This window comes from Paraburkholderia sp. 40 (assembly GCF_050434105.1).
Taxonomy (GTDB): domain Bacteria; phylum Pseudomonadota; class Gammaproteobacteria; order Burkholderiales; family Burkholderiaceae; genus Paraburkholderia; species Paraburkholderia tuberum.
Map to the genome: position 1 here is coordinate 885224 of NZ_JBNPVY010000002.1, position 21728 is coordinate 906951.

The 21728-nt window shown below is 65.4% G+C and carries 22 protein-coding genes and 2 pseudogenes; 8 read left to right on the top strand and 16 right to left on the bottom strand.

The annotated features are described in order from the left end of the window. Nucleotides 1–84: 84 nt before the first annotated feature. The 6 genes from OKW28_RS05260 to OKW28_RS05285 all read right to left on the bottom strand — a co-directional run bounded on the left by OKW28_RS05260 (nucleotide 85) and on the right by OKW28_RS05285 (nucleotide 4736). Nucleotides 85–1377, bottom strand: a complete 1293-nt coding sequence (locus OKW28_RS05260) for an NAD(P)/FAD-dependent oxidoreductase (protein WP_429444076.1) — start codon at nucleotides 1375–1377, stop codon at nucleotides 85–87. After that, nucleotides 1374–1649 (bottom strand): 2Fe-2S iron-sulfur cluster-binding protein, encoded by a 276-nt coding sequence (locus OKW28_RS05265; protein ID WP_429444077.1) that lies wholly within the window; start codon nucleotides 1647–1649, stop codon nucleotides 1374–1376. The genes OKW28_RS05260 and OKW28_RS05265 overlap by 4 nt, the downstream gene beginning before the upstream one ends. Next, nucleotides 1636–2793 (bottom strand): NAD(P)/FAD-dependent oxidoreductase, encoded by a 1158-nt coding sequence (locus OKW28_RS05270; RefSeq protein WP_429444078.1) that lies wholly within the window; start codon nucleotides 2791–2793, stop codon nucleotides 1636–1638. The genes OKW28_RS05265 and OKW28_RS05270 overlap by 14 nt, the downstream gene beginning before the upstream one ends. Then, nucleotides 2790–3746 carry a 4-hydroxyproline epimerase gene (locus tag OKW28_RS05275; protein WP_429444079.1) on the bottom strand — a complete coding sequence of 319 codons (957 nt, stop codon included), beginning with the start codon at nucleotides 3744–3746 and terminating at the stop codon, nucleotides 2790–2792. Before OKW28_RS05275 ends, OKW28_RS05270 begins: the two co-directional genes overlap by 4 nt. A gap of 112 nt (nucleotides 3747–3858) precedes the next feature. After that, the gene (locus OKW28_RS05280) at nucleotides 3859–3981 is read right to left on the bottom strand and encodes a hypothetical protein (RefSeq protein WP_429444080.1); all 123 of its coding nucleotides are present in this window, start codon (nucleotides 3979–3981) and stop codon (nucleotides 3859–3861) included. Between the two features lie 47 nt (nucleotides 3982–4028). Beyond that, nucleotides 4029–4736 carry a response regulator transcription factor gene (locus OKW28_RS05285; protein ID WP_429444081.1) on the bottom strand — a complete coding sequence of 236 codons (708 nt, stop codon included), beginning with the start codon at nucleotides 4734–4736 and terminating at the stop codon, nucleotides 4029–4031. Between the two features lie 296 nt (nucleotides 4737–5032). Here OKW28_RS05285 and OKW28_RS05290 point away from each other — a divergent pair, with 296 nt between their 5' ends. Together OKW28_RS05290 and OKW28_RS05295 are read left to right on the top strand one after the other, a co-directional pair. Continuing rightward, nucleotides 5033–6334 (top strand): MFS transporter, encoded by a 1302-nt coding sequence (locus tag OKW28_RS05290; protein WP_429444082.1) that lies wholly within the window; start codon nucleotides 5033–5035, stop codon nucleotides 6332–6334. A gap of 154 nt (nucleotides 6335–6488) precedes the next feature. Further along, nucleotides 6489–7949 (top strand): MFS transporter, encoded by a 1461-nt coding sequence (locus OKW28_RS05295; RefSeq protein WP_429444083.1) that lies wholly within the window; start codon nucleotides 6489–6491, stop codon nucleotides 7947–7949. A 20-nt stretch (nucleotides 7950–7969) separates the two neighbouring features. Here the strand turns inward: OKW28_RS05295 and OKW28_RS05300 are convergent, their stop codons facing one another. The 6 genes from OKW28_RS05300 to OKW28_RS05325 form a co-directional block, all read right to left on the bottom strand. Then, the gene (locus OKW28_RS05300; protein WP_429446858.1) at nucleotides 7970–8242 is read right to left on the bottom strand and encodes a hypothetical protein; all 273 of its coding nucleotides are present in this window, start codon (nucleotides 8240–8242) and stop codon (nucleotides 7970–7972) included. Nucleotides 8243–8336: 94 nt separating this feature from the next. Then, nucleotides 8337–8771 (bottom strand): DoxX family protein, encoded by a 435-nt coding sequence (locus OKW28_RS05305; RefSeq protein ID WP_018423430.1) that lies wholly within the window; start codon nucleotides 8769–8771, stop codon nucleotides 8337–8339. Between the two features lie 103 nt (nucleotides 8772–8874). Further along, on the bottom strand, nucleotides 8875–9282 hold the full coding sequence (locus tag OKW28_RS05310) for a VOC family protein (protein ID WP_018423431.1): 408 nt from the start codon (nucleotides 9280–9282) through the stop codon (nucleotides 8875–8877). Between the two features lie 36 nt (nucleotides 9283–9318). Then, nucleotides 9319–9783: an RbsD/FucU family protein gene (locus OKW28_RS05315; RefSeq protein ID WP_429444084.1), complete on the bottom strand. Its 465-nt coding sequence runs from the start codon at nucleotides 9781–9783 to the stop codon at nucleotides 9319–9321. Between the two features lie 80 nt (nucleotides 9784–9863). Then, nucleotides 9864–10145: a hypothetical protein gene (locus OKW28_RS05320; RefSeq protein ID WP_429444085.1), complete on the bottom strand. Its 282-nt coding sequence runs from the start codon at nucleotides 10143–10145 to the stop codon at nucleotides 9864–9866. A 22-nt stretch (nucleotides 10146–10167) separates the two neighbouring features. Then, nucleotides 10168–10536: a nuclear transport factor 2 family protein gene (locus tag OKW28_RS05325; RefSeq protein WP_176379337.1), complete on the bottom strand. Its 369-nt coding sequence runs from the start codon at nucleotides 10534–10536 to the stop codon at nucleotides 10168–10170. Between the two features lie 285 nt (nucleotides 10537–10821). Here OKW28_RS05325 and OKW28_RS05330 point away from each other — a divergent pair, with 285 nt between their 5' ends. From OKW28_RS05330 to flhC, 6 genes and pseudogenes are all read left to right on the top strand, one after another. Then, entirely contained in the window at nucleotides 10822–11211 is a 390-nt protein-coding gene (locus tag OKW28_RS05330; protein ID WP_429444086.1) for a type II toxin-antitoxin system RelE/ParE family toxin, read from the top strand. Continuing rightward, complete coding sequence (locus OKW28_RS05335) at nucleotides 11208–11510, top strand: addiction module antidote protein (RefSeq protein ID WP_090807042.1); 303 nt, start codon at nucleotides 11208–11210, stop codon at nucleotides 11508–11510. Before OKW28_RS05330 ends, OKW28_RS05335 begins: the two co-directional genes overlap by 4 nt. An 88-nt stretch (nucleotides 11511–11598) precedes the next feature. Further along, nucleotides 11599–12447, top strand: a complete 849-nt coding sequence (locus OKW28_RS05340) for a helix-turn-helix domain-containing protein (protein ID WP_429444087.1) — start codon at nucleotides 11599–11601, stop codon at nucleotides 12445–12447. A gap of 41 nt (nucleotides 12448–12488) precedes the next feature. Beyond that, nucleotides 12489–13017: pseudogene (locus OKW28_RS05345) on the top strand (GNAT family N-acetyltransferase); the annotation flags it as partial. Nucleotides 13018–13763: 746 nt separating this feature from the next. Beyond that, nucleotides 13764–14084, top strand: coding sequence for a flagellar transcriptional regulator FlhD (gene flhD, locus OKW28_RS05350; protein ID WP_184007179.1), 321 nt, complete (start codon nucleotides 13764–13766; stop codon nucleotides 14082–14084). A 14-nt stretch (nucleotides 14085–14098) separates the two neighbouring features. Continuing rightward, complete coding sequence (flhC, locus tag OKW28_RS05355) at nucleotides 14099–14668, top strand: flagellar transcriptional regulator FlhC (protein WP_018423439.1); 570 nt, start codon at nucleotides 14099–14101, stop codon at nucleotides 14666–14668. A 140-nt stretch (nucleotides 14669–14808) separates the two neighbouring features. Here the strand turns inward: flhC and OKW28_RS05360 are convergent, their stop codons facing one another. The 4 genes and pseudogenes from OKW28_RS05360 to OKW28_RS05375 all read right to left on the bottom strand — a co-directional run bounded on the left by OKW28_RS05360 (nucleotide 14809) and on the right by OKW28_RS05375 (nucleotide 21715). Beyond that, nucleotides 14809–16137, bottom strand: a complete 1329-nt coding sequence (locus tag OKW28_RS05360) for an Nramp family divalent metal transporter (protein ID WP_429444088.1) — start codon at nucleotides 16135–16137, stop codon at nucleotides 14809–14811. 100 nt (nucleotides 16138–16237) lie between these two features. Further along, nucleotides 16238–16582, bottom strand: a pseudogene (locus tag OKW28_RS05365) (acyl-CoA dehydrogenase family protein); the annotation flags it as partial. Nucleotides 16583–16848: 266 nt separating this feature from the next. Further along, complete coding sequence (locus OKW28_RS05370; RefSeq protein ID WP_429444089.1) at nucleotides 16849–18516, bottom strand: efflux transporter outer membrane subunit; 1668 nt, start codon at nucleotides 18514–18516, stop codon at nucleotides 16849–16851. 13 nt (nucleotides 18517–18529) lie between these two features. Continuing rightward, on the bottom strand, nucleotides 18530–21715 hold the full coding sequence (locus tag OKW28_RS05375; protein WP_429444090.1) for an efflux RND transporter permease subunit: 3186 nt from the start codon (nucleotides 21713–21715) through the stop codon (nucleotides 18530–18532). Nucleotides 21716–21728: the final 13 nt, after the last annotated feature.

Sequence of the window (21728 nt, forward strand, 5' to 3'; positions counted from 1 at the left end):
CCAGCCTGCTCGTGCGGTTGATTGCGGTCGATTATAGAGCCGCGCGTCGCCCGCCAATATCTACCGAGGGTAAGCGCGGAGCCGTCATGGCGCCGCAGTCAGCGGTTCGGCGGCGCTCATCAGCGTGCCGATTTGCGCCGGACTGAACGGCGGACGCGCCGCGGCGGCCGGCCAGCCGAAGTACAGGCACGCGGCCGCGCCGCAGATGCGCCCCTGGCAAGGGCCCATACCGCAGCGCGTCTGCAGTTTCGCGTCACGCCAGTCGGCGCAGCGGCGCACCTCGCCGACGCTCACGTCCTCGCAACGGCACAACAGCGTCGCGTCGGCGGGCGGCGTGCGCGCGGCCTCGCCCAATGCGAACGACGCCGCGACGCGCGCGCCAAAGCCCCGCCAGCGAGCGCGTTGCGCGACGAGCGCCGCCAGCGCGGCGCGTTGCGTGCTCGCCGCGCCGCTCGCCACGAGACCGGCGATCTCGCCTTCCGCGCCAGCGAGCTCAGCGCCGCCGACGCCCGTGCACTCGCCCGCCGCATAAACGCGTTCGAGCGAGGTGCGCTGTCCGTCGTCGATGACGATTTCGCCTGCGTCGTTGATCGCGCAGCCGAGCGCCTGGGCAAGCGTGACGTTCGGCAACAGTCCGAAGCCGCACGCGACGCGGTCGCAATCGAGCGTCACCTCGCGTTCGCCGCGCCGGATCGTCACCTGTTGCACGCGCTGCGCGCCACGGGCTTCGCTCACGATGCTGCCGGTCCAGTAGCGCAGTCCCGCAAAGCCGCGCGTGAGGCTGATCGCCTGACGCAGCTTCGCGGGCTCGCGCAGCAGCCACACGCCGAAACGCGCGACCTCGGCCGCCGATGCCTGCTCGACCACCGCGATCACGCGCGCGCCGGCTTCTCGCGCAGTGGCGAGCGCGGCCATCAGCAGCGGGCCGCTGCCGGCGATCACGATCCGTTCGTCGCGCACCGGCATGCCGCCTTTGATCAGCGCCTGTAATGCGCCCGCGCCGGTCACGCCGGGCAAGGTCCAGCCGGGAAACGGCAGAAGACGCTCGCGCGCGCCGGTCGCAAGAATCAGTCTGTCATAGGTGATCGACACGCCGCCGTGTTCGGCGGATTCGAGCAGCAAGCCTTGCGCGCCGAGCGGCGCGATCACGCGCGTCGATGGCCAGTAGGTGAAGTTTTGCTGCGATTGCAACGCCGCGAGCAACGCATGCAACGCTGCTTGCGGCGGATAGGCGGGCCCCTGGCGCCAGACCTGGCCGCCGGCGCGCGGATTGTCATCGATCTGCGCGACCGTCGCGCCCGCCTGCGCCGCCGCCCGCGCGGCATTGAGCCCGGCCGGACCACCGCCGATCACCACGATGTCGAAGTGCTGCGTCATGCGTGTTCTGTCCCGTTTCGTGTCTGCACGCGCTGGCCGTCGCGGCATAGCGTCTGGCACGCAAGCGCGTGCGCGTGACCGTCGATCGTCACGCGGCACTCCTGGCACACGCCCATCCCGCACAAGGCTTCGCGCGGCTCGCCCTTGACCGACAGCCGCGAGCCGCGCACACCCGCGATCGCGAGCGCCGCGGCTATGGTCGTGCCGGGTTTCACTTCGATGCTGCGGCCGTCGACGGTCAAACGAATGCGGGCCGTGTCAGTGTCGGTCATGGGCCACCTGCTCTGCAAAACGCACCGGTAGATAAGGTTCGCACGGAATCGGCGCGGCATGGCCCGCGATCTGCGCCGCGAGTAGTTTCGCGGTCGCGAGCGAGGTCGTTACGCCAAGCCCTTCGTGGCCGACCGCGAGCCATAGGCGGGATGCGGAGCCAGAGCCGACGTCGGGCGCGAACTCGCCGGCCGGTCCGATCAGCGGCAGGCCGTCCGGCGACGCCGCGCGAAACCCCGTCCACGCGCGGATGCCGCTGAGCGCCGGCAACCGCGGCAGATACTGCGCGGCGCGTTGCAGCATCTGGGCGAGCACCGGCATCTCGACGGCGGGATCGGTTGTTTCGAACTGGCGCGACGAGCCGATCAGCAGTTGCCCGGTCGGACGCGGCTGTACGTTGAACGCGACCGACGTGCCGGTCGCGTGATGCGCGCTCTTGATATAGCCAAGTTCGAGCAGTTGATGACGGATCAGCCCCGGGTAGCGGTCGGTGATCAGCAGATGGCCTTTCTTCGGCTGCAACGGCAGCCACGGCAACAATTGCGCCGCCCCGAGGCCGTTCGCGACGACCACGTGCGCCGCGCTGGTGCACTCGCCGCACGTCAGGGTCACGCCACCTGCACCGAGCGACGCGACCGGCGCTCCAAGTCGCACGCTGATATTCGCCGCATGCGGCGACTGCGTGAGCAGCCATTCGGCGGCGGTCGGCGCATAGACGATGCTGTCGTGCTCGATGCGCAAGCCACCCGCCATCGATGGTGCGAGCGCCGGTTCGCAGGCGCGCAGTTCGGCCGAGTCCAGCAATTGCGCGGCGACGCCATGGCTCCCAAACGCCGCCTGCATTGCGCGGGCGGCTCGCCGTTCGTCGTCGTCGGCTGCGACCCACAGCGTGCCGCAGCGCGCGAACGCGTCGCGCGCGCGCAGCTGCGGGGCGAGCTCGAGCCATAGCTCGCGCGAATAGCGGCTCAGCGCGAATTCGGCAGGCGAGTCGTTCATCACGACGATATGGCCCATGCCGGCCGCCGTCGCGCCGCCGCCGATGCGCTGCGCATCGAGTACGTCGACGCGCATGCCGAGCGCGGCCAGTTCCGCCGCGCACGCGGCACCGACGATACCCGCTCCGATGATCAGCGCGTCCGGGCTCATGCGGTCCGGATACCCCACGCGAACGGATCGCGCTCGTCGAAACACAGACGCCCTTCGGCCATGATGTGCGCGTGACCGGTGATGGTCGGAATCACGTGGACGCCGTCGCCCGCCGCGCGATAGCTCGCCTCGAACACGCTGCCGATGATGCTCTCCTGGCGCCACACCGCGCCTTCGGCGAGCTTGCCGTCGGCCGCGAGACACGCGACCTTCGCGCTCGTGCCGGTGCCACACGGCGAGCGGTCGTACGCATTGCCGGGACACAGCACGAAGCTGCGGCTGTCGAGGCCCTCGCGCGAACCCGGTCCGAACAGCTCGATATGGTCGATCAGCGCGCCGCTCGCGCCGGTGATGTTCTGCGCGATCAGCGCGTCGCGAATCGCCGAGCTGAAAGCCGTCAGGCTCGCGATGTTCGCGGCTTCGAGCGCGTGCCCATGCTCGGCGACGAGGAAAAACCAGTTGCCGCCCCAGCCGATGTCGCCGGTCAGCGCGCCATAGCCTGGCACGTCGACCTGCACCGCCTTGTGGTGGCGATACGCGGGCACGTTGCGCACCGCGACGCCGCCGTCTTCGTTCAGCGTCGCCTCGACCATGCCGACCGGCGTTTCGATGCGGTGTCGTCCCGGCCCGATCCGCCCCATGTGCGCGAGCGACACGACGAGCCCGATGGTGCCGTGCCCACACATGCCGAGATAGCCGACGTTGTTGAAGAAGATCACGCCGGCCGCGCAAGTCGGATCGTCGGGCTCGCAGAGCAATGCGCCGACCACCACGTCCGAGCCCCGCGGTTCGGTGACGATGCCGGCCCGCCAGTCGTCGAAGCGGGTGCGGAAAACCTCGAGCCGTTGCGCGAGCGTGCCGCCGCCCAGATCCGGGCCACCCGACACCACGAGGCGGGTGGGCTCACCGCCGGTGTGCGAGTCGATGATGTTGAGGGTTTTCATGTCGCCCATGGTAGGAATCGCGGGCTGGCGGGTCTTGGTGCGCGTACGCGCGGATTGAGACGATTTCGGCATAGCGGCGCGATGCGCGAGCCGCCGCACGCGCGGCGCGCGAAACGTCCCGCTATTCGGTATCGGCGTCGACGACCGTCAGTGCAAACACGGTAACCCGGCTAACCGATACGGACAGGTAAGGAGAATGAACACCGCTGGCGAGCGTGACCGGCTGCAACGCGGATTTCAGCATATACCTGGCCGTGGCGACCTCATGCCGTGCGCGCCGACTGCCAATCTTCACTCCCTGAGCACAGGGTCGTGAAGCCGCAGCAACCGGTAGCCGCTTCTGTATACCGGCTGCAGCCGGAAACCATTGTGCGGCTCGATCGCGAGCAGCAGACGCAGCCGTGACACGTGACTGTCGATGGTCCGCGTGAACTCGCGCAGTTCGCGGCCCCACACCGTCGCGAAGATATGGTCGCGCGACATCACGCGATCGACGTTGGAAAAGAACAGCGCCGCGATCCGGTACTGGGTGGGCGACAGCGGCACCGGCTCGCCGCGCAGCGTGACCGCCCGGCGGATCGTGTCGAAGCAATAGGGGCCGATCTCGAAACAGGTCGCGGCGCTGAAACGCTCCGGATACGCGCGCCGCAGAAGCGCCGCGACTCGCGCGCGAAACTCGGCGTCTCGCAGCGGCAACGCGAGGTAATCGTCGGCACCGCCGGCGAGCGCGCGCACCATGCTTTCCTCCGAGCCGTCGTTCGACACGAACATGATCGGCACGTGCTCGCCTGCCACGCGGCGCACCGAGCGCAACAGCTCCGCGCCGGCGGGCCGCATATCCTGCCAGTCGAGCACCAGCAGATCCATCGTGGAGCGCACGAGCGACCTCGACAACGCAACGCCGTCGTCATAGGCCGCGCAGAAATGGCCGGCTCTTACCAGACTTGATTCAATGGACTGACGCATGACCGGGTCACGCTGAAGAACTGCAACGCGCATGGGATGGGCTCTCGACAAGGACATGCAGTCCATTCTCCGAGCCGCACCCCGGTCCCTCCCTTCGGAGCATTCCGATTTTCCGCCGCTTTCTTCGCCCAACTGGGCGCTTCCGCAGGACTTCCGCTTTCATCCTGTAAAATCCGCGCCGGCCTCCGTCGTCAGCGCGCCCGCCCTATCCGGACGGCGCGCCCGTGTCCCGTGCTCTACCCAGCGCCTGCCACACTTCTCGCCCGACGACCGCCGTATGTCCACGCGTCACCCGCCGCGTGGCTCACAATTCATCAAAAGACATGGCAATGCAAGCGACAAATCTGGGTGGAGCGCAGGCTGTCACCCCCCGCCCGCTTGGGCACAGCGATTACAAGACACTCGGTCTCGCCGCGCTCGGCGGAGCGCTCGAGTTCTACGACTTCATCATCTTCGTTTTCTTCGCGCCGGCGATCGGCCAGCTGTTCTTCCCGGCGGCGATGCCGGACTGGCTGCGTCAGGTGCAGACCTTCGGCATTTTCGCGGCTGGTTATCTGGCGCGGCCGCTCGGCGGCATCATCATGGCGCACTTCGGCGACCTGTTCGGCCGCAAGCGTATGTTCACGCTGAGCGTGCTGCTGATGTCGGTGCCGACGCTGCTGATGGGCCTGATGCCCACCTACGCGAGCATCGGCGTGCTCGCGCCGGTGCTGCTGTTGCTGTTCCGCGTGATGCAGGGCGCGGCGGTCGGCGGCGAAGTCCCGGGCGCATGGGTGTTCGTCGCAGAGCATGTGCCCGGGCGGCACGTCGGCTATGCGTGCGGCACGCTGACGGCCGGCCTCACGGCGGGCATTCTGCTCGGCTCGCTGATTGCGTCGGCGGTCAATCGCCATTTCACGGCGGCCGATATTTCCGAATATGCGTGGCGTGTTCCGTTCCTCATCGGCGGCGTGTTCGGCATGTTCTCGGTCTATCTGCGCCGCTGGCTGCACGAGACGCCGGTGTTCGCCGAACTGAAGCAACGCAAGGCGATCGCCGCGGAAGTGCCGCTGAAGGCCGTACTGCGCGATCACGGCCGCGCGGTGATCGTGTCGATGCTGCTCACCTGGATGCTGTCGGCGGCGATCGTCGTCGTGATCCTGATGACGCCGACGCTGCTGCAAAAGCAATTCCATATCGAGCCGGCCACTGCGCTGCTCGCGAACTGTGTCGCGACGCTGTGCCTGACGATCGGCTGCGTGGTGGCGGGTTCGATCGCCGGACGCATTGGCGCGGGTCGCACGATTTTCGTCGGCGGCGTTGCGCTTGCGATCACGTACTACGTGATGTTTCGCCAGTTGGCCGTCGATACCTCCCTGCTCGTGCCGCTGTATGCACTGGCCGGACTTTTCGTCGGCGTGATCGGCGCGATTCCGCTCGTGATGGTCCGCGGATTCCCGCCAGTGGTGCGCTTCTCGGGCATCTCGTTCTCGTACAACGTCGCGTATGCGGTGTTCGGCGGTCTGACGCCGATCGCCGTATCGCTGATGATGAAGTCGAACCCGCTGGCCGCGCCGCTGTACGTCGCGGCGATCTGCGTGCTGGGCGCGCTGACCACGCTGTTCATCAAGGATGCGCCGCGGGGCCGTTGACCCGGCGGATCTCGCTTCGTCGATCCGCATCTAGCGCGTCGACGGAACACTCCGCGACGGCGCGGTTTTCGACGCGCCGTCGCTCGTTCAGGCGACATCCATACTTCACGCCACGCCGAAACGTGGCGCGCTGCATCGGGCTTACGATGCAGTCATGAACTCATCCACACCCTCCTTTTCGCCCGCCCTCGGTCGCGTTCTCGCGACCGTCAGCGTCGGCTTCGTGGTCACGCAACTCGACGTGACCATCGTCAACATCGCGTTGCCACGAATCGGCGCGGACCTGCACGCGAACGTCGCGGGCCTGCAATGGGTCGTCGATGCATACACGCTCGCGTTTGCGGTGCTGATGCTGTCGGCCGGCGCGCTCGGCGACCGCTTTGGCGCGCGGCGCATGTATGCGTGCGGAATCGTGCTGTTCGCGTTCGCGTCGCTGGCCTGCGGGCTCGCGCTCGACGCCCCGATGCTGATCGCCGCGCGCGCGGTGCAAGGTATCGGCGCGGCCGCGATGCTGCCGAATTCGCTCGCGCTGCTCAATCAGTCGTTCGGCCACGAACCGAAGCTGCGGGCACGCGCGGTCGGCCTGTGGACCGCCTCCGGCGCGATTTCGATCGCGGCCGGCCCGGTGGCTGGCGGTCTGCTGATCGCCGCCTTCGGCTGGCGCAGCATCTTTCTCGTCAATCTACCGATCTGCGCGGCCGGCCTGCTCGCGACACTGCTGTGGATTCCGCGTCCGCAAACCTCGCAACGCGCCGTGCCGGCCGCCGCTCGCGGCAACACCGGCGCGACGCCACGCGGCATCGATCTCGGCGGCCAGTGTCTCGCGATCGTCGCGCTAACCGCGTTCGTCGCCGCGGTGATCGAATGGCGGCCGCTCGGGCTCGCGCATCCGCTGGTCGCCGGCGGCTTCGTGCTGGCGCTGCTGGCGGCGGGTGCGTTCGTGTTCGTCGAAGCGCGCGTCGCGCGCCCGATGCTGCCGCTGTCGCTGTTCGGCACGCGCACGTTCAGCGCAGCGGTGCTGTTCGGCATCTGCGTGAATCTGACGTATTACGGCATGGTGTTCGTGCTGAGCCTTTACCTGCAGCGCGTGCGCGGCTACACGCCGTTGCAGGCGGGCCTCGCGTTCCTGCCGCTGACGGGCGGCTTCCTGATCTCGAACGTCGCGAGCGGCTGGGTGATCGGCCGCCTGGGAGTGCGCGTGCCGATGATCCTCGGCGCCATCACGGCTGGTCTCGGCTATGGCCTGCTGCATCTCGTCGACGCCGAGACGCCGCTGATTGGCCTGCTGCTGCCGTTTTTGCTGATTCCGTCGGGCATGGGACTCGCGGTGCCGGCGATGACCACGGCGGTGCTCGCATCGACCGAAGCGCGACGCGCGGGCACGGCGTCGGCGGTATTGAACACGGCGCGCCAGGCCGGCGGCGCGGTGGGTGTGGCGGCCTTCGGCGCGCTCGCGGGCGGTGCGGCCGCGACGCAGATCGTGCCGGGGATGCAAGCGGCGACGGCTATTTCGGTGGGACTGCTGGTGCTGGGTCTCGTGCTCGCGTGTTTCGTGCATCCGGAGCCGCACGCGGCGGCATCGTCTGCGCGCGGCGCGAGCGCCGCGAGTAAGTAAGCGGTGTGTAATGCAGGCGCCTACAGCGACGCCTCCTGAATCGTGCCGGTATCGATTGCGCGCTCGATCAAGCCTTCGTTGCGCGCCTTGGCGATCGCATCCGCGACCAGCTTTTCCGGGTCCTCGATCTCCGCCTTCAGCGTGCCGATGAATCCGGACGCATCCAGAACCACCAGCGTCTTCGCCGACTCGGCGAGGCTGATGATCACACGATGCGGCGTGGGCCCTTCGCCGAGACTCGCGCACAGTTGCGTGAGCTTGCCGCCGATCATTTGCTCGAAGTTCTGAATCATCATCTGCTCCCATGATTGGCGCGGATTGGAAATCCTGCTGTGTAGCAGGATGCGGGCCGCGCCGACTGCGCGCGCTCACGCTTTACAGCCCGCTTTACAGGCCGCCGAGTCCGCCGCGCGGCGCGCGCGCATTGTCGATGCTCAGACGCCCCGCGCCGGTGACGAACAGCAGCAGGAAACCTCCCGCGATTCCGATGTTCTTCCAGAAATGAATCACCATGTCGTGCTGCAACGCCGGGTCGGTGATATTCCAGAAGTCGTGGCCGAGCACCGCCGTCGCGACCGTATACACCGCCATGACCAGCGCGAGCGGCCGTACCTTGAAGCCGACCACGAGCAGCAGGCCGCCGAGCACCTCGACCGCGGTTGCGATCGGCGCGGCGATCTGCACGAACGGCACGCCTTTCGAATGCAGGTAGCCGACGAAGCCCGCATAGCCCAGCAGTTTCATCACCCCGCTCCACAGGAACAGCACGGAAAGCGCAAGACGGGCGATGAAAATGATGCCGAAATCGACGGGACGCGACATGGGGGGACTCCTGTAATGAATAAGCAGCAGACCCGAATGCAAGGGCTCAGTTCCCCGCCTCGCTCCTGAGCATATGAGCAATGGCCGCGATTTCCAAGCCCGCTCACGCTGACGGATACGTGGCGACCTCGATCAGGTTGCCGTCCGGGTCGCGGCAATACACCGAGGTCATCTTGCCGCGCGCGCCGTCGCGCTCCACCGGCCCCGCCTCGATAGCGACGCCTTGCGCGAGCCAGTGCGCCTTGACGTCGTCCGGGCTTGCGGTGGTCACGAAGCACAGGTCCGCCGTGCCCGGCACCACCTCGCGCGACGTGAACCAGGCGACGGTATCGGCCGACGCGGGACGCAGGTTGATCTTCTGATTGCCGTAGTTCATCGCCACGCGCGTGCCGGTGCGCGACGCGAACTCGGTGCGTCGCATGCCGAGCATCCGCGCGTACCATGCCGCGCTCACTTCGACGTCGGCGACGTTCAGAACGAGATGATCGAGACTGGCTAGCTGGAAGCTCATGGGTTTGTCGTGATGAATCGAGAAAGGGGGTAGCGACTATGCGCGTGGCGCGTCCGGCGCGAGCAATACGCCCTTCGTGAATACGAAGCAGCCATAGCCGCGCTCCTCGCCCGTCGCGATCACACAGTATGCCTGGCGCGCACGCTCGTAAAACGCGAATCGCTCGATCGACACGAAGCGCACCTCGCGCCCCTCGCCCGCGTTGACCTCGGCTTGCGCTTCGCGCTGCACCGCGGGAATCGTTTGGGGCTCGCCAACCACTTCCATGCGCGACGCGGGATGCTCGATAAAGGTGTCGAGCGGCAGCACCGACAACACCGCGCGGATCGCGCGCGGCGAACTGACGCCGTCGAGACGCAGCGGCTTGCCGAGCACGGTATCGCGCGCGACGGCGTCGGCCGGGAAGTTGGCGTCGCAGATCACGAGCTCGTCGCCGTGGCCCATCGAGCGCAGCGCGTGCAGGATATCGGCGTTCAGTAGCGGGTCCAGATTTTTCAGCACGGGGTCTCCAGGTCGTTCGATTGGGAACATGCTGCGGGGGTAAGGTCGTGAGCTTTGCGCAAGATGACGCGTGTCACGCTTCATCCGCACGACGATCGATTGTAGCAAGCGCGCCGGACGTCTCGCGGCGCTGCGCTCGCACCGCATTGCCAGCGCAGCCATCCGACCAAAGCGAGCAGCACGAGCCCCGCGCCGCCGAGCACCGGCTCGCGCCAACCGAGCAGTGCGATGAACATGAACGCCCGCGCGCCGCCGAGCAGCGCGAAACCGGCGATCGCGCTCGATAACGCATCGAGCGCGGCCGCGGCGCGCAGCAACGCGAGATGGACTTGTGCGGGCTTGGCAGCGGCGGGCTCGTGCATGATCGTCTCCGTGAAAAACGCCTCAGGCGGCGCCGGGGGTTTCGTCGAGAAAACCAGTGACCGCTTGCAGACGCCCATGCGCGTCCACCACGCCGAAGTCCGAGCCCTTCACGATCGCCTCGCCCGCGGGGGTCGTCAGTGCCCACGAGAAGCGCAGGCGATTCGCGAAGCCGTCGACGTCGGTCGTACGGCGAAACGTGTGATGCGGAAAACGCTCATGCACCGCGCGGATCATGGCGTCGATGCCATCGTGGCCCGCGCCCGCCAGCAGCGGGTCGCGATAGTCGGCATCGGCGCTCCACGTTGCCGCGATCAACTCGCGACGCCGCGCGCCATCGGTCTCGTTCCAGGTATCGAAATAACGGTCGATCAAATCGGTATGCGCATTCATCTCAAACTCCTCGATTGACAGGACTGAGCACTTCGCGCGGCATGCGCATCGCATGCGGCGGGCTCGGAATGAAGATTGACTGCTCGCATGCATTGCGTCGATTACGTGAGAGGTAATCAAGCGGAAGCAGCCTTCGCTGTCACGCAGCGCTTTTCACTGTTTTTCTCGCCAAAAAGGCCATTCAGCCGAGTCGTCAAAAAACCTTCGCAGCGCTAACCTCAAGTGACTTATAGAAGCCCGCCGACGACATCGCGAGGCGGGCAATGCAATGAACAGGAGGACCGCTTGGACCGCTTCATCGAGACGCTTTTCTCGCTTGCACGACCGTATCCCCGGAGATACAATCGTCCGCAGATCGAAACACCGCGCGTGTACACGATCAACTGCACCGAAGAGTTCGACCGTTGGCTTCACGGCCTCACCGACCTCAAGGCGAAGGCGCAAATTCTCGTGCGGATCCGCCGCGCGGAACGCGGGCTTTTCGGCGACGCGAAGTTGCTGGAAAACGGCGTGTTCGAGATGCGCATCGATTGCGGGCCGGGTTACCGGGTCTACTACGCGCGCGAGGAACGCATGATGTATCTGCTGCTCTGCGGGGGTAACAAGCCCACGCAGCTGGCGGATATCAGGCATGCCGGAGCAATGTGGACAACCATCAGAAAGGAACGGTCATGAGCAAGATCAAAACGGCGCGCTTCGATGCATCGAAATACCTCGACAACGACGAAATGGTCGCGGCCTATCTGAACGCCGCCCTCGACGAAGGCGACTCCGATCTGCTGCTCGCCGCCATCGCGGATATCGCCAAGGCACGCGGCATCACGAAGATCGCCGCGGCAGCGGGCCTGGGCCGCGAAAGCCTCTACAAGACACTCGCACCCGGCTCCAAGCCACGCATGGACACGGTCCTCAAACTGGCGAGTGCGATCGGCGTCAAATTCACCGCCGTGCCGTTGCGCCTGGCTCCCGCCTGAGCCGGGCACGCGTCTCGTTGACTGAAATTGGCGGGGCATTACCTCTCAGGTAATCGATTGCTTGCACGCTTTGACTATGATCGGTGGCATGAACACACTCTCTATTGCACAAGCGGCTCCATCATCCGCGCCTATCGGCACTCGGGCGGTCGGCGAACTTCTCCGCGAATGGCGGCAGCGGCGGCGCATGAGTCAGTTGCTGCTCGCCACGGAGGCTGACATTTCGACCCGCCATCTGAGCTTTGTCGAATCGGGGCGCGCGCTACCGAGCCGGGAAATGGTCATGCATCTCGCCGAGCGCCTCGACGTGCCGTTGCGCGCGCGCAATGCTCTGCTCGTCGCGGCCGGTTACGCGCCGCTGTTTCGCGAACGTCCCCTCTCCGACCCGCAGCTCGCCGCCGCGCGCGAAGCCGTCGAACTGGTGCTCAAAGGACATGAGCCCTACCCGGCCCTCGCGATCGACCGGCACTGGACCATCGTCGCAACCAACAATGCGATTGCGCCGTTGTTGAGCGGCGCGAGTCCCGAACTGTTGAAGCCACCGGTCAACGCATTGCGCCTGAGTCTGCATCCGCAAGGCATTGCGGCGTCGATCGTCAACTGGCATGCGTGGCGCGAGCATGTGCTGGCCCGCCTGCAACGGCAGATCGACGTCAGCGGCGACGGCACGCTGAGCGCACTGCGCGACGAACTGGCCGGCTACCCCGCGCCGCCGGATGCAGACGCCTCGACGCTGGACGATGCAGTCCTCAACCAGATCGCCGTGCCATTGAGGCTGCGTACGCCGCTTGGCGTGCTGTCGTTTTTCAGCACCACCACGGTGTTCGGCACGCCCGTGGACGTTACGCTGTCGGAACTCGCCATCGAGGCGTTCTTTCCGGCGGATCGGCAAACCGCGTCGGCGCTGCGCGAATTTGCCGAACACCAGCGCGGCTAGCCGCTCGCGTACCTCCACTCCACTCACCACGAATAAGTGAGATGTCCGTCAACGTCGACACCCTGTTGATCCGCCAACTCGGACCCGCCGACCGGGACGCCTATTTCCAGCTTCGTCTGCGCGGGCTGAAGGCGCACCCCGCTTCGTTCGGACAAAGCCACGACGAAGCGCTGGCGAAAGGCGCCGGGCAGCATGACGCGACACTGCAGGGCTCGGAGACGGAAGGCACGTTTCTGCTTGGCGCCTATGCGTCGGCCGACGCTCCGCTGATCGGCGTCGTCGGTCTGCTGCGTAATAAAGCCCACAAGGAGCGGCACAAGGCGAACGTGGTCGGCATGTATGTCGCACAGGAAGCGGCTGGTCGTGGGGTCGGGCGCGCGCTGCTCGGCGAGTTGCTGACGCGCGGCGCGCGTCGACGGTTTGCGACAGGTGCAGCTAACCGTGGGTAGCCGCAACGACGCGGCGCGCAGGCTGTATGAATCGCTCGGCTTTCGCAAATATGGGTGCGAAGTCGGCGCCTTGAACGTTGACGGGGTGTTCCATGACGAGGATCTGATGGCGCGATTCCTCGCAGCGCCCCCGGGAATCGTTGACAACGCCTCCTTGCGGCCATTTCCTGCGCGTCGTCAACGTTGTAATGTCGTCCTATTGCACCGACATCGTGTCAGGCAGCCTGCACGGCACTGGCTTCTCGCAGCCTCCGTCCGCAACGTGATCGGTACGCGTCTGCGCCCCCTGTTCGGTCTCGGGGTCGAACGCGTGCGCCAGACCGGCTGCCCATCCTCATCGAGCCGTTACAGATCCGGCACTCGTTTGCGTAGTTTGTAACGGGGGACGCTTCATCCGGTTACAGGCTCCATCCGCCCCTCACACGCCACCCATCACGAGTATTTATTACCGTCCATTCCATCGCTTTCTGTTCCTTTCTAATCCAAAACAAATTTACCGATTGCCGCGCGGTGCGGACGCACGTCTCGGCCGATCGCGTAGGATGCCCATCCAGCAAGGGTTTTCATGGAATAGAGGCCAGTGTCGAAAGGCTATAAATTCACTTGGCATCATTCATTACAATGGCGTGAAAAACTTACCGAAAAATGATGTAGTTTTTGAGATATTTTTTTGAGAAGGGATTGATTTCTGGTTTTAGCCTTCATACAATTCGTCCCGAGCTGTTACGAAATGTAACGTCTTGTATCAAATGTTCGCTGTCTGTAGCAAGTAGCAACATGTAGCCGGAGGCCACGTTGCCGGCGAGGCAGAAAAGACATAACGGCGCAAAGCCGACATAGTAATTCGGGGCTTCGGAAACAGACAAAATGGACCGTAGCAGCGAGACGCTGGATTCAATCCGCGAGATCAACTTGTCTTACATCATGCTCGCGCAACGCATGTTGCGCGAGGACAAACCGGTCGGAATGTTCCGGCTGGGACTGTCGTCGGAACTGGCTGACTTGCTTGCCGGGCTGTCGCTCGCGCAAATCGTCAAGCTGGCCGCTTCCGACCAGCTTTTGTGCTTCTTCCGCTTCAACGACCACGCGATGCTGTCGGCGTTGACGCAAACGACGAAGCACACCGCAGTTGCACCGACTCACACGGCGATCCTGCTTGCAGGCCAGCCCGCCGAGCAATTTGCCTGATCGAGGTGACTGCAATGCTCAAGCGAAGCCTGACCGAAGATGCACAGGAAGTATTTCGCGCGATCGCGCTGATCGAGCTCGGCGCCCGCATGCAGGTGCTCGAGAGCGAGCTGACGCTGTCGCGCGACCGTATGATCCGCCTGTATCGCGAGGTCAAGGGCGTATCGCCGCCCAAGGGCATGCTGCCGTTCTCGGCGGACTGGTACATGACGTGGCTCGCGAACATTCACGCGTCGCTGTTCTACAACACGTACCTGTTCCTCAAGAACGAAGCGCGCTGCTCGCATCTGGATGCGCTGACCAAGGGCTATCGGCTGTATCTCGAACACTGTCAGCACAGCGAAACCGAGCCGGTGCTCGATCTGACGCGCGCGTGGACGCTCGTGCGTTTCTTCGACGCCGACATCCTGCAGTTGACCAGATGCTGCCGCTGTACCGGCAAGTTCGTCGCGCACAAGCACGACCTGCAGCACAACGTCGTGTGCGGCGCCTGCCAGCCGCCGTCGCGTGCCGGCAAGACGAAGAAGGCAGCAGCCGCGCGCCGGGAAGCGCTCGATGCGGCGCAGGTCGCGCAGGCCGCTTGACCGATCGATTCGCCGTCGCGAGACGCGCTCGACCCGATTCAAACCGAAGCTCACATGATTCCGCGCAGTGATTTGAACTGCGCGGATTTTTTTCGCCTTCGCGCCGGGCAAACCGGCGTGCCGAATACCGGTCGTTCAGATCAACCGGCCAGCCCCACCGTCTGGGCAACGAGCCACAGATTCGCCGCACTGATCGCAACAAACAGCGTCCACACGAGCAGGCGCGTCGGCAGCGTGTTGGCGAATTCGCCCATCAGCGATCGGTCGCTCGTCATGCGGATCAGTGGATACAGCGCGAACGGCAGTTGCAGGCTCAGCACGACCTGACTCGCGACGAGCAGTTGGCCAACCGCGCCATTGCCGAGCATCCGCACACCGATCAGCGCCGGGATCAGCGCGAGCGCTCGCGTGATGAAGCGCCGCTGCCAGCACGGAATCTTCATTTTCAGGAAGCCTTCCATGATGACCTGCCCCGCCACCGTGCCGGTGAACGTCGAGCTTTGTCCCGACGCGAGCAGCGTGATCGCGAACAGGAAGGCGGCGAAGCCGGTGCCGACGAACGGCGCTAGCAGCCGGTAGGCGTCCTCGATCTGCGTGACCTGGTCGTGGCCCGTCGCGTGAAACGCGGCGGCCGCGAGAATCAGGATCGCCATGTTGATCAGCGCCGCGATCACGAGCGATGCGATCGTGTCGATCCGTGACATGCCGATCGCCGAGCGGATGCTGGCCGGATCGCGCTTCACCGCGCGGGTCTGCACGATCGACGAGTGCAGATACAGGTTATGCGGCATCACCGTCGCGCCGAGAATGCCGATCGCGAGATACATCGGCTCGCGCGAACTCAACGCCTGCCACGACGGAATCAGCCCCTGCGCGACCGACGGCCAATGCGGCCTCACGAGCGCAAGCTCGATGATGTAGCCGACGCCGATCGTCGCGATCAGCGCGAGCATGATCGCTTCGAGGTCGCGAAAATTCTTGCCCTTCAGGCCGAGCACGATCAGCGTGTCGAACGCGGTCAGCAACACGCCGGTGGTCAGCGAGCAGTTGAACAGCAGATGGAACGCGAGCGCGCCGCCGAGCACTTCGGCGAGATCGCAGGCGATGATCGACAGCTCCGCGAGCAGCCACTGCGCACGCGCGACGCCCGGCGAATAGCGAGCGCTCGACAGTTGCGCGAGATCGCGCCCGGTCGCGATACCGAGGCGCATGCTCAGACATTGCAGTGCCATCGCCGCGAGGCTCGACAGCAGCACGACGAACAGCAGACTGTAGCCGAAGCGCGAACCGGCTTCGATCGCGGTGGCCCAGTTGCCCGGGTCCATATAGCCGATCGATACGAGCAGGCCGGGCCCCGCGAATTGCAGAATCTTCTTCCAGAACGGTGCGCCTGCGGAGACGGCGACCGAGCCCTGTACCTCGGACGGACAGAACGGCGCTGTGGCGGTTGTTGGTAGTTTGAACAGCAAGCCGGAAATCTCTCGAGAGGAATCGACACGACGCCTCGGGCGGGCGTCGCGAGCCGCCTCAAGTGTACAGAGAACCCTCCGGCAATGTCCCGCTGAGCGCCTAGCGGCCGACGTCATGCACGCGGTAGTCGAGCGGATCGTGCAGCGTATGCACTCGCGCGTTGCGCCAGAAACGATCGAGCGCGAGTGGCGCATGAGACGCACGGGCGCCGCAGGCGTCGAACAGTTTTTCGCCGATGTCGAGCGCCGCCCGGTATGCGACGATCTTCGCTTCCGAGGTCGCAAACGCGACCCGCGCACGGTTCCCGGCATCGAGCGATGCACGTCGCTGCCACGCGTCGTCGAACGCGCTGGCGGCGCGCGCGCCCTGCGCAATCCCGACGAACAGATTGGTCAGCACCTGTTGCGAGATCAGCGTGCGCAGGCTTCGCGCGCAATGCGGCGAGCAGTGGGGTGAGATCGAGCGCGGAATCCGTGTGTCGCTGCTCGCGAATCTGCTCGACGCCGTCATGCGCGAAAGTCACTGGCTTGCCCTAAGGTCGTCGTTGGCTGGATCGAACGACGATACGGAGCCGCTCCCACGTGGTCTACGAAGCGATTTGCACAAGGAAAGCGCGAAAAGCGATTTGCATGAAAACCGCCGGGGGCGCTTGCGCGCGACCCGGCGTCGTTGATGAGGTCGATGAAGCGCTTGCCAACAGGGTTAGGAATTCAGCGCTTCGCCACCTGCTGCTGCGCTAAAACCGATGCGGCTCCGGCCGCAGAGCCGGAAGCCGCAGCCAGCGAAGCCGCCGCGCCGCCGGAAGCACCAACCGGCACCGGCGCCGCCCCCACCGCCGTATCCCCCGCCGTCACATCGCCCCAACCGCCACCGAGCGCGCGAATCAGATTCACGGTCGCGACCGCCTGCGTGCCCGCCAGATGGCTCGCCTGCAATTGCGACTGCAGCACCTGCCGCTCGCCATCGATCACGTCGAGATAGCTGACCGCGCCCTCCGTGTACTGCGTGCGCGACAGATGCGCGGCGCGCTGCGACGCATCGACCGCGTCGTTCTGCTCGCGCATCTGGTCGTCGAGCAAGCGCAGATCGGCAAGATTGTCCTCGACTTCACGGAACGCCACGAGCACCTGCTGGCGATATTGCGCGACGTCCTCGTCGTACTTCGAACGGGCCTGCGCGAGATTGGCCTTGCGGCGGCCGCCGTCGAAGATCGGCACCGTCAGCGCGGTACCCGCGAGCGGACCGAGGATGAACGCGCGGCTCGACCACATGAACAGATCGCCGAGCGTCGCCGATTCAAAGCCGAACGCGCCCGTGATGTCGAGCTTCGGGAAGAACGCCGACTTCGCGAGCCCGACGCGCGCATTCGCTGCCTGCATCGCGCGTTCGGCTGCCGCGATGTCCGGCCTGCGTTCGAGCAGCGCCGACGGCAAACCCGGCGGCACGCGCACCGCCACCGGCGCGAGCGGTTCTTCCGCGAACGAGAAATCCGCGGGCGGCTTGCCGAGCAGAATCGCGAGGCTATGCTCCGAGGCCGCCCGTTGCCGCGCGACGCCGACCGCATCGGCACGCGCGCTCGCGAGCTCGTTCCGCGAGCGCGACAGATCCAGCTCGCTGATATCGCCTTCCTTGAAGCGCCGCTCGACCAGCTTCAGCGTGTCCTCGCGCAACGCGACGGTGCGGCGATACAGATCCTGGTCGGTGTCGAGCTCGCGCAACTGGAAGTAGTTCTGCGCGACATCGGCCTGCAACGACAGCTGCACCGAGCGAAACAGCGCTTCGCTCTGCTGCTCGTCCGAGCGCGACGCGTTCACGTTCGAGCTGACCCGCCCGAACAGATCCGCTTCATACGACGCGCCGACCTGCGCGCGCCAGATCGTGCCCGTCGTGCCGCCCGCGCTGTCCGGCAGGAATTGCGAGGCCGCCGACGCGCGCTCCCGGGTCGGGCCGAAGCCCGCGTCGAGCTTCGGGAACCAGTCGGACTTCGCCGCCTGCGTGACCGCGCGTGCCTGCTGCACGCGCGCGGCTGCGGCCTTCAGGTCCTGGTTCGCGGCGGCGGCCCGCTCTTCGAGCGCGTTGAGCTGCGGGTCGCCGAACACCTTCCACCATTCGCCACGCAGGGCGTCGTCGGCGGGCTGGGCCGGCTTCCATGTGCCGGTGTTTTGCGCCGACGCGGCCGAACCAGCCGCCACGCCCGACGCCGCCGCAGCCGACGTCGCCATCGCGGGCGCTTCCTTGAACGCCGCCGGCGTATCGACGTCGGGACGCTTGTACGTCGGCTCGACCGAACAAGAGGCCAGCAGGGCAATCAGCAAACCGCTCGCGGCCGCGCGGCCCCATCCGCGCAAAGATACAAAGCGAGATTCAAAGCGTTTCATTGTTGTTTTCTCCTCAGGCGTCCGTAACGGGCTCGCCATAGCGCGGCGAATCTTTCTGCGCGACGTGAATCGTCCCGCCCGCGAGCGAACGCAGCACCACATAGAACACAGGCGTCAGCATCAGGCCGAACAGCGTGACGCCGAGCATGCCGAAGAACACGGCGATGCCCATCGCGTGACGCATCTCCGAGCCCGCGCCGCTCGACAACACCAGCGGCACCACGCCCATGATGAAGGCGATCGACGTCATCAGAATCGGCCGCAGACGCAGACGGCTCGCTTCGATCGCGGCCTGGAGCGGGCTGCGTCCGTCGTGTTCGAGCTCACGCGCAAACTCGACGATCAGGATCGCGTTCTTCGCGGACAAGCCCACCAGTACCATCAAACCGATCTGCGTGAAGATGTTGTTGTCGCCACCGGTGAGCCACACGCCGGTCAGCGCGGAAAGCACGCTCATCGGCACGATCAGGATCACCGCGAGCGGCAGCGTCAGGCTTTCGTACAGCGCGGCGAGCACGAGGAACACGAGCAGCACGCTGATCGGGAACACCCACATGCCCGCATTGCCGGCGAGGATCTGCTGATACGTGAGGTCGGTCCACTCGAGCTTCACGCCGCGCGGCAGCACCTCGGCGGCCACGCGTTCGGCCGCGGCCTGCGCCTGTCCCGACGAAAAGCCGGGTGCCGGGCCGCCGTTGATGTCGGCCGCCGTGTAGCCGTTGTAGCGCACCACCATCTCCGGTCCGTAGGTCGGCGTCACCGTGACGAGCGACGACAACGGCACCATCTCGCCCGCCGCGTTGCGCGTCTTCAGTTGCAGGATGTCGTCGGCGCGTTGACGGAAAGGCGCATCCGCCTGCACGCGCACCTGATACACGCGACCGAAGCGGTTGAAGTCGTTCACGTACAGCGAGCCCAGATAGATCTGCATCGTGTCGAACACGTCCGTGACCGGCACGCCGAGCTGCTTCGCCTTCACGCGATCGAGATCGACGTTCAGCTGCGGCACGTTGATCTGATAGCTGGAGAAGGTCGGCCCAAGTTCGGGCGTTTGCGCCGCGCGCTTCACGAATGCTTCGGCAGCCTTGTTGAGTTCCGCGTAACCGAGCGCGCCGTGATCTTCGAGCTGCATCTTGAAGCCGCCGAGTGTGCCGAGCCCGAGCACCGGCGGCGGCGGGAACACCGCGACGAACGAGTCCTTGATCGCGCCGTACTGCTGGTTCAGCGCACCGGCAATCGCGCCTGCCGAGAGCTTCTTGTCGCCGCGCTCCTTGAACGGCTTCAGCGTGACGAACACGATGCCCGCGCTCGAACTATTCGTGAAGCCATTCACCGACAAACCAGGGAAGGCCACCGCGCTTTCGACGCCCGGCTGCTTCAGCGCGATCGCGCTCATATCGCGGATCACCTTCTCCGTGCGGTCGAGTGACGCACCATTCGGCAACTGCGCGAACGCGATCAAATACTCCTTGTCCTGCGCGGGCACGAAGCCGCCCGGCACGACCCGCGCCACCAATACGGTTGCACCGATGAGGATTGCGTACACCGCGAGCATCGCGCCCTTGCGACGCAGCACGCCGGTGACACCACGGCCGTACGCTTCGGAACCACGATGAAAAACCTTGTTGAAACGCTTGAAGAAGCCGCCGAGCACACGGTTCATCACACGCGTCAGCCAGTCTTCCTTCTCGCCGTGGCTGCGCAGCAGTAGCGCGGACAACGCCGGCGACAGCGTCAGCGAATTGAACGCCGAGATCACCGTCGAGATCGCGATGGTCATCGCGAACTGCTTGTAGAACTGGCCCGTGAGACCCGTCATGAACGCGAGCGGCACGAACACGGCGACGAGCGTCAGCGCGATCGCGATGATCGGCCCGCTCACTTCGCGCATCGCCTTATAGGTCGCATCGCGCGCACTGAGCCCGCTTTCGATGTTGCGCTCGACGTTCTCCACCACGACGATCGCATCGTCGACGACAATGCCGATCGCGAGCACCATGCCGAACAACGACAACGCGTTGATCGAAAAGCCGAACGCAAGCAGCAGCGAGAACGTACCGACGATCGACACCGGCACCGCGATCAACGGAATGATCGACGCGCGCCACGTCTGCAGGAACACAATCACGACGATCACGACCAACGCGATCGCTTCGAGCAGCGTATGGATCACCGCCTCGATACTCGAACGCACGAACTGCGTCGGGTCGTAGACGATCCGGTATTCGACGCCGGCCGGCATGTCTTCGGCGAGTTCCTTCATCGCCGCGCGCACCTGCTCTGAAATCGCGAGCGAGTTCGCACCCGGCGCCTGATTGATCGCAAGCGCAACCGCGGGCTTATTGTCGAGCAGCGACCGCAGACCATATTCCGACGCCGCGAGCTCGATCCGGGCGATATCGCGCAGATAGGTCACGCCGCCGTCGGGCGCGGTCTTCACGATGATGTCGCCGAATTCGCGCTCGGTCTTCAAACGGCCGCGCGCATTCACCGACAACTGCAATTGCGTGCCCGGCACCGACGGCGACGCACCGATCACACCGGCCGCGACCTGGATGTTCTGCTCGCGGATCGCGTTGACGACTTCGGTCGCCGTGAGACCGCGTTGCGCGACTTTTTGCGGATCGAGCCAGATACGCATTGCGTAATCGCCCGAGCCCCACAGCTGCACTTCGCCGACGCCCTGAATCCGCGCGAGCCGATCCTTCACGTTGAGCAGCGCGTAATTGCGCAGATACGTCATGTCGTAGCGATCGTTCGGCGAGATCAGGTGCACGACCATCGTCAGCGTCGGCGAACTCTTGATCGTCGTCACGCCGAGCCGCTGCACGTCATCCGGCAGACGCGGCAGCGCCTGATTGACGCGGTTCTGCACGAGCTGCGTCGCGAGGTCGGGATTGGTGCCGAGCTTGAACGTGACGGTCAGCGTCAGATTGCCGTCGCTATTCGCCTGCGACTGCATGTACAACATGTTCTCGACACCATTGATCTGCTCTTCGAGCGGCGCGGCGACCGCTTCGGCGATCACCTTCGGATTCGCGCCCGGATACTGCGCGTGCACCACCACCGAAGGCGGCACCACTTCCGGATACTCGGAAATGGGCAGCTTGAACAGCGAGATGATGCCCCCGAGCAGGATCAATACCGATAGCACGCCTGCGAAGATCGGGCGATCGATGAAGAATTTGGATATGTTCATTGGAAGCTCTTAA